The organism is Burkholderia sp. RF7-non_BP4 (assembly GCF_001521935.1).
GTDB lineage: Bacteria > Pseudomonadota > Gammaproteobacteria > Burkholderiales > Burkholderiaceae > Burkholderia > Burkholderia diffusa.
On record NZ_LOTA01000001.1, the window covers coordinates 164091 to 180096 of the forward strand.

Consider the following 16006-nt stretch of genomic DNA (forward strand, 5'->3'; position numbering starts at 1 on the left):
CGGTTCAGGCCAACCGTTCCGATCCGATCACATGTACGCCCGGACGCGCCTCGAGCGCGGCGTCGAGCAGCGCGCGGGCAATGCGCGGCGCCGGATTCACGCGCCACTTCCGCGGCAGCAGCGGCCCGGCGACGCTCAACGCAAGCACCAGCATCCGCTCGCCGAACCGGAATTCGTCGCGGCTGCCGCCGATCAGGCCCGGCCGCACGCAGGTGAGCGACGCGAACCCGATGCCCGCGAGCGAGCGCTCGACCTCGCCCTTCACGCGGTTGTAGAAGATGCGCGAGCCCGGATCGGCGCCGAGCGCGGAATTCAGCACGTAGGTCGGCGTGCCGGACCGGTGCGCCAGACGCGCGACCGCGAGCGGATAGTCATGATCGACGCGGCGGAATGCGGCCTGCGAGCCTGCGACGCGCATCGTGGTGCCGAGCGTGCAGATCACCGCGTCGGCCTGCCACCAGTCGGCCGCCTCGGGCAGGTGATCGAAGTCGACCTCCAGCGCGCGCATCTTCGGATGCGGCGTCAACGGCCGGCGCGCGAGCACGACGACCTGGTCCACCCGCGCATCGGCCAGCGCGGCTTCAAGGACGTGACGCCCGACGAGTCCGGTCGCGCCGACGAGCAACAGTTTCATGGCAAGTCATTCCGTATGAGGCCGGTGAATCGGCATGGAATCGACACGATGAACGGTCCGCGCGGGAGGGTCAACCGCAACCCGCGTCCCGCCCGTCACCCGCGCACGCAAAAAAGCCCCGCCGTGGCGGGGCTTCGAGCGGCCGCGCATGCCGACGCATGCTCACACATGCAACGCATGCCCCAGCGCGCGCAACGCCGCCTCCTGCATCGCTTCGCCGAGCGTCGGATGCGCGTGGATCGTGCCGCCGATGTCTTCGAGCCGCGCGCCCATCTCGAGCGACTGCGAAAACGCCGCGGCCAGCTCCGACACGCCGCGCCCGACCGCCTGCCAGCCGACGATCAGATGCGTGTCGCGCCGCGCGACGACGCGCACGAAGCCGTCGGTCGCCTGCAGCGTCATCGCGCGGCCGTTCGCCGCGAACGGGAACGACGCGCTGATGCAGTCGACGCCGGCCGCCTTCGCATCGTCGGGCGACCAGCCGGACGTGACGACCTCGGGATCGGTGAAGCACACGGCCGGGATCGATGCCGGCGTGAACTTGCGGCGGCGTCCGGCGATCAGCTCGGCCACCATCTCGCCCTGCGCCATCGCGCGATGCGCGAGCATCGGCTCGCCGGCGACGTCGCCGATCGCCCATACGTTGCGCATCGACGTCCTGCATTCGTCATCGATGCGCAGCGCGCGGCCATTGCGATCGAGCGGCAGCGATTCGAGCCCGAAGCCGTCGACGCGCGGCCGGCGGCCGACCGCGACCAGCACGCGATCGGCCGGCAGCGTCTTCTCCGCGCCGTCGGGTGCCTGCACGCGCACCGCGCCGTCGCTCGCGAGGCCCAGCACCTTGTGGCCCAGCCAGAGCCCGACGCCGAGCCGCGCGAGCGAATCGGCGACCGGCTTCGCGAGTTCCGCGTCGTATGCGGGCAGCACGCGCTCGGCCACCTCGACGATGCCGACGTCGACGCCGAGCTTGCGATACACGAATCCGAGTTCGAGCCCGATGTACCCGGCGCCGACGACGACCAGCCGCTTCGGCAACGTCGCGGGCGACAGCGCCTCGGTCGACGAGACGACGTGGCCGCCGAACGGCATCGACGGCAGCGCGACCGGTTCCGAGCCCGTCGCGAGCAACAGATGCTCGCAGGCGATCCGCGTCGTGTGGTCGCCGGCCACGACGTCGACCGTCTTGCCGTCGACCACGCGCGCGTCGCCGTGCAGCACGCGCACGCCGTGCTTCTTCAGCAGCGCGCCGACGCCGCGCGTGAGCCGCTCGACGATGCCGTCCTTCCACGCGACGCTTGTCGCGATGTCGATCTCCGGCGTGCGCACGCGAATCCCGAGCATCCCGTCGCCGGCCTGCCCGCACGCCTGCTCGAACGCATCCGCGACGTGGATCAGCGCCTTCGACGGAATGCAGCCGATGTTCAGGCACGTGCCGCCGAGCCGTTCGCGCTCGACGAGCACCGTCGGAATGCCGAGCTGCCCCGCGCGAATCGCGGCGACGTAACCGCCCGGCCCGCCGCCGATCACGAGCAACGTGGTGTGTTCGTTCTTCATCGTTCTCACTCCACGAACAGCAGCGCCGGACGCTCGAGCACGCCGCGCACGGCCTGGATGAATTCGGCCGCGTCCGCGCCGTCGACGACGCGATGGTCGAACGACGACGACAGGTTCATCATCTTGCGCGCGACGATTGCGCCGTCGCGGATCATCGGCCGCTCGACGATCCGGTTCACGCCGACGATACCGACCTCCGGATGATTGATGACCGGCGTCGACACGATGCCGCCGAGCGCGCCGAGGCTCGAGATCGTGATCGTCGAGCCGGTCAGCTCGTCGCGCTGCGCGCGATTCGCGCGCACCGCGTCGGCGAGCCGCGCGATTTCCGCCGAGATCGACCACACGTCGCGCGCTTCCGCATGACGCAGCACCGGCACCGTGAGGCCGCCGTCCGTCTGCGTCGCGACGCCCATGTGCACCGCGCCGTAGCGCGTGACGACACCCGCTTCGTCGTCGTAGCGCGCGTTGATCTGCGGGAAGTCGCGCAGCGCGATCACCATCGCGCGGATCAGCAGCGGCAGCGGCGTGAGCCGGCCGCGCGTGTCGCCGTGGCGCCGGTTCAGCTCGGCGCGCAGCGATTCGAGCTCGGTGACGTCGATCTCCTCGACGTAGCTGAAGTGCGGAATGCGGCGCTTCGCCTCCTGCATCTTGCGCGCGATCGCGCGCCGCAGGCCGATCACCGGCACGTCGGTTTCGTCGTTGCGCTCGTCGTAGCCGCGCGCTTGGGATCCGCGCGCCGCGCTACCGCCCGTGCGTGCATACGCATCGAGGTCCGCGTGCAGGATCCGCCCGGCTTCGCCGGTGCCGCGCACGTAGCGCAGCTCGATGCCCATGTCCCATGCGCGCTGGCGCACCGCCGGCGACGCGAGCGGCCGTTCGCCCGGCGCCAGTGCCGCGCGCGGCGGCACCGCATGTTCCGCGCGGCGCGGCTCGGCCGGCGCGCGGGACGCGGCGTGCGGCGTCGCCTTCGGCGACGCATGTGTTTCGGACCCCTCATCGACGGAAGACGACTCCGCACGCACATCGACCGCCGCCGGAGGCTGCGTCGCCTCCGCGCCGGCCTCGCGCGCCTTCGCGCCCGGCTTCAGGTTGCCGTCGCCTTCGACTTCGAGACGGATCAACTCACTGCCGACCGCCATCATCTCGCCGATCCGCCCGCCGAGCTCCAGCACCTTGCCGGCCACCGGCGACGGAATTTCCACCGCCGCCTTGTCGGTCATCACATCGGCGAGCGGCTGGTCTTCGGCGATCGTCTGCCCCGGTTGCACGTGCCAGGCCACCAGCTCGACCTCGGCAATCCCTTCGCCGATATCCGGCATCTTGATGACATGAATCCCCATCTCAGGCCTCCATCACGCGTCGCAACGCTTCGCCGACCCGGGCCGGGCCGGGGAAATACGCCCATTCCTGCGCGTGCGGATACGGCGTATCCCAGCCCGTCGTCCGCTCGATCGGTGCTTCCAGATGATAGAAGCAGTGCTCCTGGACGAGCGACACCAACTCGGCGCCGTAGCCGCAGGTGCGCGTCGCCTCGTGCACCACCACGCAGCGGCCGGTCTTGCGCACCGACGCGACGATCGTGTCGAGATCGACCGGCCACAGCGTGCGCAGGTCGATCACTTCCGCATCGATGCCGGTCTCCTCGGCGGCAGCCAGCGACACGTGCACGGTCGTGCCGTACGTCAGCACCGTCAAGTCGTTCCCGGGCCGCACGACGGCGGCCGTATCGAGCGGCACCGTGTAATAGCCTTCCGGCACCGCGCTGCCCGGATGCTTGAGCCACGACGTGACGGGACGCTCGTGATGGCCGTCGAACGGCCCGTTGTACAGGCGCTTCGGCTCGAGGAAGATCACCGGATCGTCGTTCTCGATCGAGGCGATCAGGAGTCCTTTCGCGTCGTACGGATTCGACGGCATCACCGTGCGCAATCCGCAGACCTGCGTGAACATCGCCTCCGGACTCTGGCTGTGCGTCTGGCCGCCGTAGATGCCGCCGCCGCACGGCATCCGGATCGTCATCGGCGCGGTGAACTGTCCCGCGGAGCGATAGCGCAGCCGCGCGCCTTCCGACACGATCTGGTCGGACGCCGGGTAGAAGTAGTCCGCGAACTGGATCTCGCAGACCGGCCGCAATCCATACGCGCCCATCCCGACCGCGGCGCCGACGATCCCGCCTTCCGAGATCGGCGCATCGAACACGCGCGACTTGCCGTACTTGGCCTGCAGGCCCTCGGTGCAGCGGAACACGCCGCCGAAGTAGCCGACGTCCTGCCCGAACACGACCACGTCGTCGTCGCGGCCGAGCATCACGTCCATCGCGGAGCGCAGCGCCTGGATCATCGTCATCGGCTGCGCCGATGCCGTCGTCGTTTCATGTTCCGCCATGATCACGCTCCCAGTTCCTGGCGCTGACGGCGCAGATGCGCGGGCAGCTCCTTGTACACGTCGTCGAACATCGAGGCCGGCGACGGAATCCGGTCGTCGGCCAGCGTCCCGAACTTCTCCGCTTCCTTCTGCGCGGCGATCACCTCGGCTTCCAGTTCGGCCGTGAGCGCGTCGTGCGCGCTGTCCGACCAGATGCCCTTCGCGATCAGGTGCTGCTTGAAGCGCGCGATCGGATCGCCGAGCGGGAAATGGGCCCAGTCGTCGGCCGGCCGGTATTTCGTCGGATCGTCCGACGTCGAGTGCGCGCCGGCGCGATAGGTCACCCACTCGATCAGCGTCGGGCCGAGATTGCGGCGCGCGCGTTCGGCCGCCCAGGTCGACGCCGCGTAGATCGCGAGGAAGTCGTTGCCGTCGACGCGCAGCGAAGCGATGCCGCAGCCGACGCCGCGCCCGGCGAACGTCGTCCCCTCGCCGCCCGCGATCGCCTGGAACGTCGAAATCGCCCACTGATTGTTGACGACGTTCAGCACGACCGGCGCGCGATACACGTGCGCGAACGTCAGCGCGGTGTGGAAGTCGGATTCCGCGGTCGCGCCGTCGCCGATCCATGCGGACGAGATCTTCGTGTCGCCCTTGATCGCCGACGCCATCGCCCAGCCGACCGCCTGGATGAACTGCGTCGCGAGGTTGCCCGAGATCGAGAAGAAGCCGGCTTCGCGGTCCGAATACATGACCGGAAGCTGGCGCCCCTTCAGCGGGTCGCCTTCGTTCGACATCAACTGGCAGATCATCCGTTCGAGCGACACGTTGCGCGCGATCAGGATGCTTTGCTGGCGGTAAGTCGGGAAGCACATGTCGCCGTGACGCAGCGCCATCGCATGCGCGGCGCCGATCGCCTCCTCGCCGAGGCTCACCATGTAGAAGGAGATCTTCTTCTGACGCTGCGCGATCATCATGCGCGCGTCGAAGATGCGGGTCTTGAGCATCGCGCGCATCCCGGCGATCAGGCGTGCATCGTCGAGGTCCGGCACCCACGGGCCGAGGGCTTCGCCGTGGTCGTCGAGCACGCGCACCAGGCTGCGGGCGAGATGGGCGGTGTCCGCCGGCGCAACGTCGATCGGCGGGCGGCGAACCGCGCCGGCCGGCGATAGATGCAGATAGGAAAAATCCGTCTTGCAGCCCGGACGCCCGGTGGGCTCCGGCACATGCAGACGCAATGGCTCTGACAGGCTCATCGTGTCGTCTCCACGCTCGATTGTGTCTCACGCTGATGGAAGCGTGCGGCCGGTTGCCGGCTCACGCGCGAGCTGGCGCGCGGATAAGCACGCCAACCTTGGAAATCTATGCCTTATGGCGCGAAACGTCGATGACCAACCCGCTCGCTCCGGATGAGCAGATTTGCCATGGCGGATGTCGACGGACGATCGATGGCGGCGGCGGCGCGAACGCAGGTCGCCCGTGCTGCGCTGCGTCAGCGGCCGGTGGAGCGCGCGTAACGAGCCGGACCGATCGGTACACGCCGGTCATGTCGGACGATACGAAGCAAAAGACCCCGCGAAATCCTGGATCCCGGCGAGGTCTCGGTGCGTCGGGGCGCTTCCGCGCCCGCTGGGCCGGCCGGCTGGCCCGGCGGGCGATGAATCACGCGTCGGGACGCGCGATGTCGAAGCGGCTGTCGGGCGTCACGTGCGCGTAGGCCGACGGGCCGCCGGCGCGCAGAATGATGCCGGCGCCGAACGTGTCGAAGATGCCGTCCTTCAGCAGGTCATGACGAATATGCACGGCGATGACCTCGCCGAGCACCAGCGTCGCCGGCGTCTCGACGCCGCGATGATCGCGCAGCCGGATCACGTCGGTCACCTTGCATTCGAAGTTCACGCCGCTTTGCGCGACGCGCGGCACGTCGACGAGGCGCGACGGAATCGCGGTCAGCCCGCCGAGTTCGAATTCGTTGACGCCATACGGCACCGCGGCACAGGTCTGGTTCATCCGTTCGGCAAGGTCGCGCGTCGCGAGGTTCCAGACGAATTCGCCGGTTTCCTGCACGTTGCGCAGGCTGTCCTTCGCGGCGGTGCTCGAAAAGCCGATGATCGGCGGACGATAGTTGAACGCGTTGAAGAAGCTGTACGGCGCGAGGTTGACCGTGCCGTCGGCGCCACGGGATGAAATCCAGCCGATCGGGCGCGGGCCGATGATCGCGTTCAGCGGGTCGTGCGGGAGGCCGTGGCCTTGTGCGGGTTCGTAATAGTGGTAGGTGGAATCGAGCATGGCGAGTGGCGTTGCGGCGGGGATATCCATTCGGGTCAATCGTATCCCGATGGTAAGCGAAGCGCTTGTCGCACTCGCACGGCGATGGCACCGCGTCCTGTCCGGCATGCTCGTGACGGCATCCTCCATCGAAGCGCCTCCGCGCCCGGCGCGCGACGGAAATATCCGTTTGCGATCCGTCCTCGTGCAAACCCGCCGTGCCCCGCAGGAACCGGAAACAACAAAGCCCGCCGAAGCGGGCTTTGACATCGCGATTCATTTCACCCAGCCGTTTGCCTCGCGCAAATTTCCGCTTGCGCGCGACACCTGGTGCGGGCCTCGTTCGCGCTCATGCGCTGCCCAGGACTCGTGCACCCCTCAGCGGTTTATTGGCGACGCCACTTGGCCGGGGCCCGGCCCGGGAATGTCGATGTCGGAGAGTGCCATATCCAGGCAGGTCATGTACTCGTAGATATGCTGATAGCCAACCTGCGTCGAGAAATCCCGGATGTGTCCATTCACCGTACCGTCAAGCCGGTACTGCATCGCGGTCGTCACCGATGCCGAGAGATCGGACGTTCCCCATTGCGCGTAATCCAGGGGCCGGGTCGCCAGGGAAACCGCATCGACGGCAATCTTCGTATCGAGCGGGGTATCCAGCCCCGCATCGCTGTAGACATCCTTCACATGCAGAATGGTGTCCGCATTCCATGCCATCGGAACGATATCCCGCGCATTGAACACGCGCACCGCACGATCCCGCATTTGCCGGTTGAAATAGTCGGCAAATGCCGCATTGCCCGCTGTCGGGGCCGCAAATGTCTGGCAGTTGTACGTGTGGGCCTGCAAGCCACTCTGATGCTTCAGGTACAACACGATCGCGGATGCCAGGGCGCCTCCGAGGCTGTGCCCGATGACGTTGACCACCGACGATGGCGGCACGCTCCGCAGGAAGTCTGCGAGCTTCACGCGACTTGAATCCGGCGTGTCCAGTACGAAAAACAGCGCTCCGTTGGTACCCGCCGATATGCGTGCGTCGGGCGGGCAGTCCGGCACATACGCGCTGAACGGCTCAAGGGTGCTAAACGAAAAGTCGCCCAAGAGATCGAGCGCAGATTTGAAATTGGTGCCGCTCGTCACCACCGAATATTCGCCGGTGGCGGTCGATTGCAAGACGGCCGTGATATTGGCGGCGTAGCCATCAGTCTTGTCGGATACGATCGCAGGCCCCCAAACGATCTGGAACTGATCGTTCCGGGTCATCCGCGATCCGTTCAGGCGATCGACGATGATCTTTTTCACCTGCGGGGCTGTCGGCTGCGGGATGCCGTGTCCGAATTTGTCCGTCGCCGCGTTGTTCAGCACATAGGCCAACGTGAGGTTGACCTGCATTTGCCCGAGTTTGCTGGATGTCATGGTTCGTCGCCTCGTCGTCGCACTGCGGAAGGGAATCATTGCGAGTAACGCCGGTTCCTGGCCGCTTGCGCCGGCGCGAATGCAATTGGATGCGCAACGGCGGTTCTTTAAATACGGGCGGCACAGGTTCGCAATAATTACGCAAATAATGGCGCACGCAGTACAGCGAAACAACCTGTCGATATTGGCAGGTGCCATTCAGTCACTTCGGCATTTTTAGATTCACTTCAAAACCGGACCCTATTTTCGCTTCATTAATTCAGCGCCGCCAAATCGGCGATCGCCGTTTCAGATAATTGCATCGCCATCGGGATATTTTCGATAACTGAATAAATTGGCGCGGACACGTAACATCGCTTATGTCTGAAGAATTTTCGACTAGAATTCGATCCGACGCGGCCACGTCGAACATCGTGTGACAACTCGGAGAACAACGATGGCAGACTACCTGAAGTACGGCGATGTGATTCGACTCACCAACGGCTACAGTGGCAATTGGAAAGGCGGCTACCTGTGCGTGGGCGGCCCTTCCCATATTGATGGCGGCCAGGATTATGTGGGGACGGTGTCGTCGCTCAGCGGAAATGAAACTGCAACGCAGTGGATTATCGTGTCGCCCCTCAACCAGAAACCCAAGGGGCAAAATGTCCTGAGTTGCGACCAGATTCTGCTTCAGAGCGCCAAGGACAATAGCTTTCTGGCGCTATTCAATAACAACGCAAATAACGGCCAAAATCTCGACGTCGCTACATCAGGCGGCCTCGGCGGCACCGGATCCGTCGCCTGGCATATTTTCATTCGTTCGAACCCCCAGAACGATCCGCAACTGATTACTGAAGACCAGCTCTTTTTGCTGAATTCATTCAATAATGGCACCGGATTCCTGGATACACGGGGCGAAGGCCGATCCGGCTTCCTGTACAACGTTTCGGCTTCGTTGCTGGTCGATCGAGAAGGGAGCGGTAGCGGTGCATGGATGATCACGCGCGGTTAGGCGTCGAGCCTCGGTCCCATTTGCAACCACATTGGGCCGAGGCACCATCCCGGCGATACGCCAATCCGGCGTCAACGGTGATGCTTGCCGGCCACAGCTACAGCGGGATGGTGGAGTTGGCGGGTGATCGAACCGGAGGAGAAACGGCTGGCGTGCACGCAATGGCTCGGCCCATGCCGCCTGACCGGACGAGTGTCAGCAAAGACATATGGTGCCGGGGACCGGACTCGAACCGGCAAGCCAATCAAGGCGGCGGATTTTCGTCACACTGCTTCTTTCAAAGCCGGCGTCGTCGAAACGAAGCCGTTCGTGCGCTGGACTATGCCTTCGCCGTCGCGCGCGGGCGTGATCGCCGCCCGTGCGCCTTAGGCGCCCCCCGTCTAGTCTCTACACCTTCCTCGCTTGAGCTGTACCGCGAGGCTTGGCTCGGCGTTGCCTCGATGCGCGTCGCGCGTCAGGGGTTTCGCCGAATTTGAAGGGTTCTGCACCGACCGTTTCCGGCCGGGCACTCAATCGTTTAAGTCCGCTATGTTTACCAATTTCATCACCCCGGCAAAAGGGCGGACGCGATTCTACCATTGCTTGCACATGCGTTAGCTGATTCACGCGCATTGCATCGCGATGCAGCATGTCGGCCCGCACCGTCCGTGCCCCGATTCATCCGCCGCCGTCGAGATCGACGCGATACCTTCATCGATTTCGTCCCGCGCCGCAGCATCCGCCGATACAATCGAATCCGCCCCGCTCGCCGGGCGTCAAACGTCTGAGGCTTGTATCGTGTTTCTTGCGAAACAAACGGCTCGGACGTCATCGCGAAGTCACAAACGTTTTCGATAATTTTCCCGCCGAAAACGTTTACATCGCCTAACTTCATGACCCCGACCATCAAGGACGTCGCCGCGCTCGCCGGCTTCTCGATCGCCACCGTTTCGCGCGCGATCAACGCGCCGCACACCGTCAGCCCCGCCACGCTGGCGACGATCCGCACCGCCATCGACACGCTGCAGTTCCGACCGAGCCCGCTCGGCCGGCAGTTGCGCGGCGAGCGCACGCGGCTCGTCGGCGTCGTCGTGCCGACGCTATCGAACCCCGTATTCGCCGACTGCCTGCAAGGCATCGACGAACTCGCGACCGCGGCCGGTTTCAAGCTGATCCTGATGACGACCGAATACGACGCGGCACGCGAGCGCCATGCGATCGAGACGCTGCGCGAACAGCGCGTCGAAGGGCTGATCCTGACCGTCGCCGATGCGGACACGCATCCGCTGCTCGACATGCTCGACCGCGACGGCCCGCATTACGTGCTGATGCACAACGACACGCAACGCCGCCCGTCGGTGTCGGTCGACAACCGCCGCGCCGCCTATGACGGCGTCCGTCTGCTGACCGCGCGCGGCCATCGCCGCGTGCTGATGCTGGCCGGCTCGCTCGCCGCGTCGGATCGCGCACGCCAGCGCCATCTCGGCTACGCGCAGGCACTCGAGGAAGCCGGCGTCGCGACGCTGCCGCCGGTCGAAGTCGACTTCAACGCGGCCGAGTTGCCCGACGCGGTGCTCGCGCACCTCACCGCGCAGGCCACGCGCCCGACCGCCCTCTTCTGCAGCAACGACCTGCTGGCGATGGTCGTCATGCGCGGCCTGCGTCGCGCGGGCTTCTCGATTCCCGACGACCTGTCGGTGCTCGGCTTCGACGGCATCGCGATCGGCGAGCTGCTCGCGCCGCCGCTCGCGAGCGTCGCGACGCCGAACCAGGACATCGGCCGCCATGCATGGCAACGCCTCGTCGAATGCATCGGCGGCGCGACGATCGAGCGCACGTCGCTGATCCTGCCGCACACGGTGCGCGACGGCGCGACGGTCGCGCCGCCGGCAGTCGGCCTTCAGTTTCACCAAGCCTGAACGCGCGCGCCGCGCCAGCGTGCGCGGTGCGGCGACATACCCTTACCCCGCCCGGAGACCCACCGTGTCCTTTCGCCTGACCTCGCTGCTGCGCGTGCTCGCGGCACCCATCGCCTGCGCCGCGCTCGTCGCGTTCGCACCCGCTGCCCACGCCGACGAAACCGCGATCTGCTACAACTGTCCGCCCGAATGGGCCGACTGGGCCGCGCAGATCGCGGCGATCAAGCAGAAGACCGGCATCCGCGTGCCGTTCGACAACAAGAACTCGGGCCAGGCGATCGCGCAACTGATCGCCGAGCAGAAGAGCCCGGTCGCCGACGTCGTCTATCTCGGCGTGTCGTCGGCATTCCAGGCGAAGGACAAGGACGTGATCGCGCCGTACAAGCCCGCGCACTGGAACGACATCCCCGCGAACCTGAAGGACCCGCAGGGCTACTGGTTCGCGATTCACTCGGGCACGCTCGGCTTCTTCGTGAACAAGGACGCGCTCGACGGCAAGCCGGTCCCGCGCTCGTGGGCCGACCTGCTGAAGCCCGAATACAAGGGCATGGTCGGCTACCTCGATCCGTCGAGCGCGTTCGTCGGCTATGCGGGCGCGGTCGCCGTCAACCAGGCGCTCGGCGGCAGCCTCGACAATTTCAAGCCGGCGCTGGACTGGTTCCGCAAGCTGAAGGCCAACGCGCCGATCGTGCCGAAGCAGACCGCGTATGCGCGCGTGCTGTCCGGCGAGATTCCGATCCTGCTCGACTACGACTTCGACGCGTATCGCGCGAAGTACAAGGATCACGCGAACGTCGAGTTCGTGATTCCGAAGGAAGGCACGATCGCGGTGCCGTACGTGATGAGCCTCGTCAAGGGCGCGCCGCACGATGCGAACGGCAGGAAGGTGCTCGACTTCGTGCTGTCCGACGAAGGCCAGAAGCTGTGGGCCAACGCATACCTGCGTCCGGTGCGCGCGCAGACGCTCGGCGCCGACGTCGCCGCGAAGTTCCTGCCGGCGAGCGAATATGCCCGGGCGAAATCGGTCGACTTCGGCAAGATGGCGGCCGGTCAGCAAGCGTTCGGCCAGCAATACCTGCAAGTGATGCAGTAAGCGCCGGACTCAAGCCATGCTCGACCTGACTTTCCCGCTGCGCTGGCGCGTCGCGCTCGTCGCGCCGGCGCTCGCGGTGTTCGCCGCGTTCTGGCTGCTGCCGATGGCGGCACTCGTGCGGGTGTCCGCCGACGGCGCCTTCCTCACGCAGTACGCGGCACTGCTCGGCAACGCGCGCTACATGAAGAGCCTCGGCGAAACGGTCGCGTTGTCGGCCGGCGTCACGCTCGCGACGCTCGCGCTGTCGACGATCTCGGGCCTGCTGCTCGCGCGCCGCGAATTCGCCGGCAAGCGCGTGCTGCTCGCGCTGCTCACCTTTCCGCTTGCATTCCCGGGCGTCGTGGTCGGCTTCATGGTGATCATGCTCGCCGGCCGGCAAGGGCTGATCGGGATGCTGTCCGCGAAGCTGACCGGCGACAAGTGGGTGTTCGCGTATTCGGTCGCCGGGCTGTTCGTCGGCTACCTGTACTTCTCGATTCCGCGCGTGATCGTCACGGTGATCGCGGCCGCGTCGAAGCTCGACGCATCGCTCGAGGAAGCCGCGCGCTCGCTCGGCGCGTCGCCGTGGCGCATCTTCGTCGACATCGTGCTGCCGGCGCTCGCGCCGGGCCTGATCGCGGCCGGCGCGATCTGCTTCGCGACCGCGATGGGCGCGTTCGGCACCGCCTTCACGCTCGCCACCGACCTGAACGTGCTGCCGATGACGATCTACACCGAGTTCACGCTGAACGCGAACATAGCGACGGCGGCCGGCCTGTCGATCGTGCTCGGCATCGTCACCTGGGCCGTGCTCGCGCTCGCGCGCCGGTTCACCGGCCACACCGCCGCCGCCGCGGCCTGAGGATTTCTTCATGCAATCGCTTTCCGGTTCGTCCGCGCCGTCGCCGGCGCCCGCCCCGTCGCATGCGAACGACGCCGCACGCCGCGCTCCGCGCGTGTCGGGCGCGCGTGCGATCGCCGCGCTGCAATGGGGCGTCACGCTGCTGCTGTGCGCGTTCCTGATCGTGCCCGTCGTGATGTCGGTGCTCGCGGGCCTCACCGTCAACTATTTCCGCGGGCTGTCGAGCGGCCTCACGCTGCGCTGGCTCGAACAGGTGTGGCAGCAATACCAGGGCTCGGTCGCGCTGTCGCTCGGCGTCGCGTTCGCGACGCTCGCGATCGTGCTCGTCGTCGGCGTGCCGGCCGGCTATGCGCTCGCGCGCAGCAAGCACCGCGTCGCCCGCGTGATCGAGGAGGCGCTCGTGCTGCCGGTCGCGCTGCCGGGCCTCGCGTCGGCGCTCGCGCTGCTGGTCGTGTACGGCGGCTTCACCGCGTTCCGGATGAGCCTGTGGTTCATCGTCGTCGGCCACGTCGTGTTCACGCTGCCGTTCATGGTGCGCGCGGTCGCGGCCGTCGCCGCCGGCGCCGACCTGCGCACGATCGAGGAAGGCGCGGCGAGCCTCGGCGCGTCGTTCGTCACGCGCTTCGTCACGATCGTGCTGCCGAACCTGCGCCCCGGCATCGTCGCGGGCGCGCTCGCGGTGCTCACGCTGTCGATCGGCGAATTCAACCTGACGTGGATGCTGCATACGCCCGATACGAAGACCCTGCCCGTCGGTCTCGCCGACACCTATGCATCGCTGCGCCTCGAAGTCGGCAGCGCGTACACGATCGTGTTCCTGCTGATGACGCTGCCGCTTCTCGTCGCGATGCAGTGGCTCGGCGTCGATCCGTCCGGCACGCGCGCGCCGAAGCGTCGCCCGCGCTGACCCTGCGTTGACTTTCCCGCTCCCATGAAACTCGATTCCACTCCCATCACCCTGACCCGCTGCGCGAAGACGTTCCGCGGCACGCGCGTGCTCGAACCGCTCGACCTGTCGATCGGCGCGGGCGAGACGCTCGTGCTGCTCGGCCCGTCGGGCTGCGGCAAGACGACGACGCTGCGCCTGATCGCCGGCCTCGACACGCCGGACGCCGGCGGCACGATCCGGTTCGGCGGCGACGACGTGACCGCGCTGCCGATCGAGCGTCGCCAGGTCGGCATGGTGTTCCAGAACTACGCGCTGTTCCCGAACCTGACGGTGCGCGGCAACGTCGGCTACGGACTGAAGATCCGCAAGACCGAGCCGCGCGCGCTGCGCGAACGCGTCGACGAATTGCTCGCGATGATGCGGCTCGACGCGCATGCGGACAAACCGGTCGATCAGCTGTCGGGCGGCCAGCGCCAGCGTGTCGCGCTGGCGCGCGCGCTCGCGGTGCGCCCGCGCGTGCTGCTGCTCGACGAGCCGCTGACCGCGCTCGACGCGAAACTGCGCGACGTGCTGCGCCGCGAGATGAACGCGCTGCTGCGCGAACTCGGCGTGACGACCGTGTACGTGACGCACGACCAGGCCGAGGCGATGGAGCTCGGCGACCGGATCGTCGTGATGGGCGCGGGCCGCATCGAGCAGATCGGCACGCCGCGCGACATCTATTACCGGCCGGCGAACCGCACGGTCGCGCAGTTCATCGGCACGCTGAACCGGCTTGCGGGACAATGGCGCGACGGCGCGCTCGTGACGACCGGTGGCTCGATCGTCACGCCGCACGCCGCCGACGAGTGGTTCTTCCGCCCGGAGGATGCGCAGCTCGCCGATCCCGCGCGTGCGCCGCTGCGCGGCGCGATCGGCGCGTGCGCGTTCCTCGGCGAGCGCACGCGGCTGACGATCGAGCAGGCGGCGCCCGATGCACTCGTGATCGACGTGCCGGGCCGCATCGAGCTCGCGCGCGGCACGGCGGTCGGCCTCACGATCGCGGCGGAAGGCCTGATCGCACTCGCCGCGTAACACCGCCCCACGATAACCAGAGATTCCGAGGAACGACGATGCTGCTTGCTCAAATCAGCGATCTCCACATCAAGCGTCCGGGCCAGCTCGCGTACCGGCGCGTCGACACCGCCGCCGCGCTCGCGCGCTGCATCGCGAAGCTGAACGCGCTGGTGCCGCGTCCCGACGCGGTGCTCGTCACGGGCGACCTGACCGACTTCGGTCACGACGACGAATACCGCCATCTGCGCGACCTGCTCGCGCCGCTCGAGATTCCGTATTACCTGATGGTCGGCAATCACGACGATCGCGCGGGGTTGCGGCGCGCGTTCGCCGATCGTCCCGAATTGCAGGACGGCGAATTCGTGCAGTACGCGCTCGACGTCGGCGCCGTGCGCGTGCTCGCGCTCGATTCGCAGGTGCCCGGCGCGAGCCCCGGCGACCTGTGCGACGCGCGGCTCGCGTGGCTCGCCGCGCAGCTCGACGCCGCACGCGACCGTCCGGTGATCGTCGCGCTGCACCATCCGCCGTTCGCCTCCGGGATCGGGCACATGGACGCGCTGCGCCTCGCCCCCGCCGCCGCCGCGAAACTCGATGCGCTGCTGCGCGGCCATCCGAACGTGGAACGCGTGCTGTGCGGCCACGTGCATCGGACGATGTTCACGCGCTTCGGCGGCACGCTCGCGTCGGCCGTGCCGGCGCCCGCGCATCAGGTCGCGTTCGACCTGCGCGCGGACGCGCCGTCCGCGTTCCGGCTCGAGCCGCCCGCATTCGCGATGCACGCTTATACGCCGGAAGCGGGAATGATGTCCCATCACGTGTACGTGGACGAAGGCGACGGGCCTTACCCGTTCTATGAGCCGAGCGGCGAACTGGTCGACTGAAGGCGCGCGTCGCGCGCGATGACGGGCGGTCGCGGCCGATAGCGGCCGATAGCGGCCGACAGCGGCCTGTCACGCCCCGGCCGCCTGGCGGCACGGCCGGCAGGATTCACCGTGC

The 16006-nt window shown here is 67.2% G+C and carries 14 protein-coding genes; 7 read left to right on the forward strand and 7 right to left on the reverse strand.

All coding sequences use genetic code 11. The features are described 5' to 3' along the window. Positions 1 to 4: 4 nt before the first annotated feature. The 7 genes from WS49_RS00680 to WS49_RS00710 all read right to left on the reverse strand — a co-directional run bounded on the left by WS49_RS00680 (position 5) and on the right by WS49_RS00710 (position 8239). Positions 5 to 634 (reverse strand): NAD(P)H-binding protein, encoded by a 630-nt coding sequence (locus WS49_RS00680; protein ID WP_059523539.1) that lies wholly within the window; start codon positions 632 to 634, stop codon positions 5 to 7. A 162-nt stretch (positions 635 to 796) separates the two neighbouring features. Next, entirely contained in the window at positions 797 to 2188 is a 1392-nt protein-coding gene (gene lpdA, locus WS49_RS00685) for a dihydrolipoyl dehydrogenase (RefSeq protein WP_059523541.1), read from the reverse strand. Positions 2189 to 2193: 5 nt separating this feature from the next. Next, positions 2194 to 3531 carry a dihydrolipoamide acetyltransferase family protein gene (locus WS49_RS00690; protein WP_059523543.1) on the reverse strand — a complete coding sequence of 446 codons (1338 nt, stop codon included), beginning with the start codon at positions 3529 to 3531 and terminating at the stop codon, positions 2194 to 2196. 1 nt (position 3532) lies between these two features. Then, positions 3533 to 4576: an alpha-ketoacid dehydrogenase subunit beta gene (locus tag WS49_RS00695; protein ID WP_059523545.1), complete on the reverse strand. Its 1044-nt coding sequence runs from the start codon at positions 4574 to 4576 to the stop codon at positions 3533 to 3535. Positions 4577 to 4578: 2 nt separating this feature from the next. Further along, positions 4579 to 5811, reverse strand: coding sequence for a 3-methyl-2-oxobutanoate dehydrogenase (2-methylpropanoyl-transferring) subunit alpha (locus WS49_RS00700; protein WP_059523546.1), 1233 nt, complete (start codon positions 5809 to 5811; stop codon positions 4579 to 4581). Between the two features lie 406 nt (positions 5812 to 6217). Then, a complete protein-coding gene (locus WS49_RS00705; RefSeq protein ID WP_059523549.1) occupies positions 6218 to 6844 on the reverse strand; it encodes a flavin reductase family protein in 627 nt (208 codons plus the stop codon). A gap of 357 nt (positions 6845 to 7201) precedes the next feature. Beyond that, complete coding sequence (locus WS49_RS00710) at positions 7202 to 8239, reverse strand: lipase family protein (RefSeq protein ID WP_059523551.1); 1038 nt, start codon at positions 8237 to 8239, stop codon at positions 7202 to 7204. A gap of 436 nt (positions 8240 to 8675) precedes the next feature. Here WS49_RS00710 and WS49_RS00715 point away from each other — a divergent pair, with 436 nt between their 5' ends. The 7 genes from WS49_RS00715 to WS49_RS00745 all read left to right on the forward strand — a co-directional run bounded on the left by WS49_RS00715 (position 8676) and on the right by WS49_RS00745 (position 15891). Then, positions 8676 to 9233: a hypothetical protein gene (locus WS49_RS00715; protein WP_059523553.1), complete on the forward strand. Its 558-nt coding sequence runs from the start codon at positions 8676 to 8678 to the stop codon at positions 9231 to 9233. 872 nt (positions 9234 to 10105) lie between these two features. Beyond that, a complete protein-coding gene (locus WS49_RS00720; protein ID WP_059523555.1) occupies positions 10106 to 11131 on the forward strand; it encodes a LacI family DNA-binding transcriptional regulator in 1026 nt (341 codons plus the stop codon). A gap of 64 nt (positions 11132 to 11195) precedes the next feature. Further along, the gene (locus WS49_RS00725; protein ID WP_059523556.1) at positions 11196 to 12224 is read left to right on the forward strand and encodes an ABC transporter substrate-binding protein; all 1029 of its coding nucleotides are present in this window, start codon (positions 11196 to 11198) and stop codon (positions 12222 to 12224) included. A 16-nt stretch (positions 12225 to 12240) separates the two neighbouring features. Continuing rightward, a complete protein-coding gene (locus WS49_RS00730; RefSeq protein ID WP_059523558.1) occupies positions 12241 to 13065 on the forward strand; it encodes an ABC transporter permease in 825 nt (274 codons plus the stop codon). A 10-nt stretch (positions 13066 to 13075) separates the two neighbouring features. Beyond that, positions 13076 to 13972 carry an ABC transporter permease gene (locus tag WS49_RS00735; protein WP_059523560.1) on the forward strand — a complete coding sequence of 299 codons (897 nt, stop codon included), beginning with the start codon at positions 13076 to 13078 and terminating at the stop codon, positions 13970 to 13972. A gap of 24 nt (positions 13973 to 13996) precedes the next feature. Then, the gene (locus WS49_RS00740) at positions 13997 to 15028 is read left to right on the forward strand and encodes an ABC transporter ATP-binding protein (protein WP_059523562.1); all 1032 of its coding nucleotides are present in this window, start codon (positions 13997 to 13999) and stop codon (positions 15026 to 15028) included. Between the two features lie 38 nt (positions 15029 to 15066). After that, complete coding sequence (locus WS49_RS00745; protein ID WP_059523564.1) at positions 15067 to 15891, forward strand: phosphodiesterase; 825 nt, start codon at positions 15067 to 15069, stop codon at positions 15889 to 15891. Positions 15892 to 16006: the final 115 nt, after the last annotated feature.

Excerpts from the sequence above, each read along its gene's own strand:
- WS49_RS00680 (WP_059523539.1), bottom strand. The coding sequence starts at position 634 with ATGAAACTGTTGCTCGTCGGCGCGACCGGACTCGTCGGGCGTCACGTC.
- lpdA (WP_059523541.1), bottom strand. The coding sequence starts at position 2,188 with ATGAAGAACGAACACACCACGTTGCTCGTGATCGGCGGCGGGCCGGGC.
- WS49_RS00690 (WP_059523543.1), bottom strand. The coding sequence starts at position 3,531 with ATGGGGATTCATGTCATCAAGATGCCGGATATCGGCGAAGGGATTGCC.
- WS49_RS00695 (WP_059523545.1), bottom strand. The coding sequence starts at position 4,576 with ATGGCGGAACATGAAACGACGACGGCATCGGCGCAGCCGATGACGATG.
- WS49_RS00700 (WP_059523546.1), bottom strand. The coding sequence starts at position 5,811 with ATGAGCCTGTCAGAGCCATTGCGTCTGCATGTGCCGGAGCCCACCGGG.
- WS49_RS00705 (WP_059523549.1), bottom strand. The coding sequence starts at position 6,844 with ATGCTCGATTCCACCTACCACTATTACGAACCCGCACAAGGCCACGGC.
- WS49_RS00710 (WP_059523551.1), bottom strand. The coding sequence starts at position 8,239 with ATGACATCCAGCAAACTCGGGCAAATGCAGGTCAACCTCACGTTGGCC.
- WS49_RS00715 (WP_059523553.1), top strand. The coding sequence starts at position 8,676 with ATGGCAGACTACCTGAAGTACGGCGATGTGATTCGACTCACCAACGGC.
- WS49_RS00720 (WP_059523555.1), top strand. The coding sequence starts at position 10,106 with ATGACCCCGACCATCAAGGACGTCGCCGCGCTCGCCGGCTTCTCGATC.
- WS49_RS00730 (WP_059523558.1), top strand. The coding sequence starts at position 12,241 with ATGCTCGACCTGACTTTCCCGCTGCGCTGGCGCGTCGCGCTCGTCGCG.
- WS49_RS00735 (WP_059523560.1), top strand. The coding sequence starts at position 13,076 with ATGCAATCGCTTTCCGGTTCGTCCGCGCCGTCGCCGGCGCCCGCCCCG.
- WS49_RS00740 (WP_059523562.1), top strand. The coding sequence starts at position 13,997 with ATGAAACTCGATTCCACTCCCATCACCCTGACCCGCTGCGCGAAGACG.
- WS49_RS00745 (WP_059523564.1), top strand. The coding sequence starts at position 15,067 with ATGCTGCTTGCTCAAATCAGCGATCTCCACATCAAGCGTCCGGGCCAG.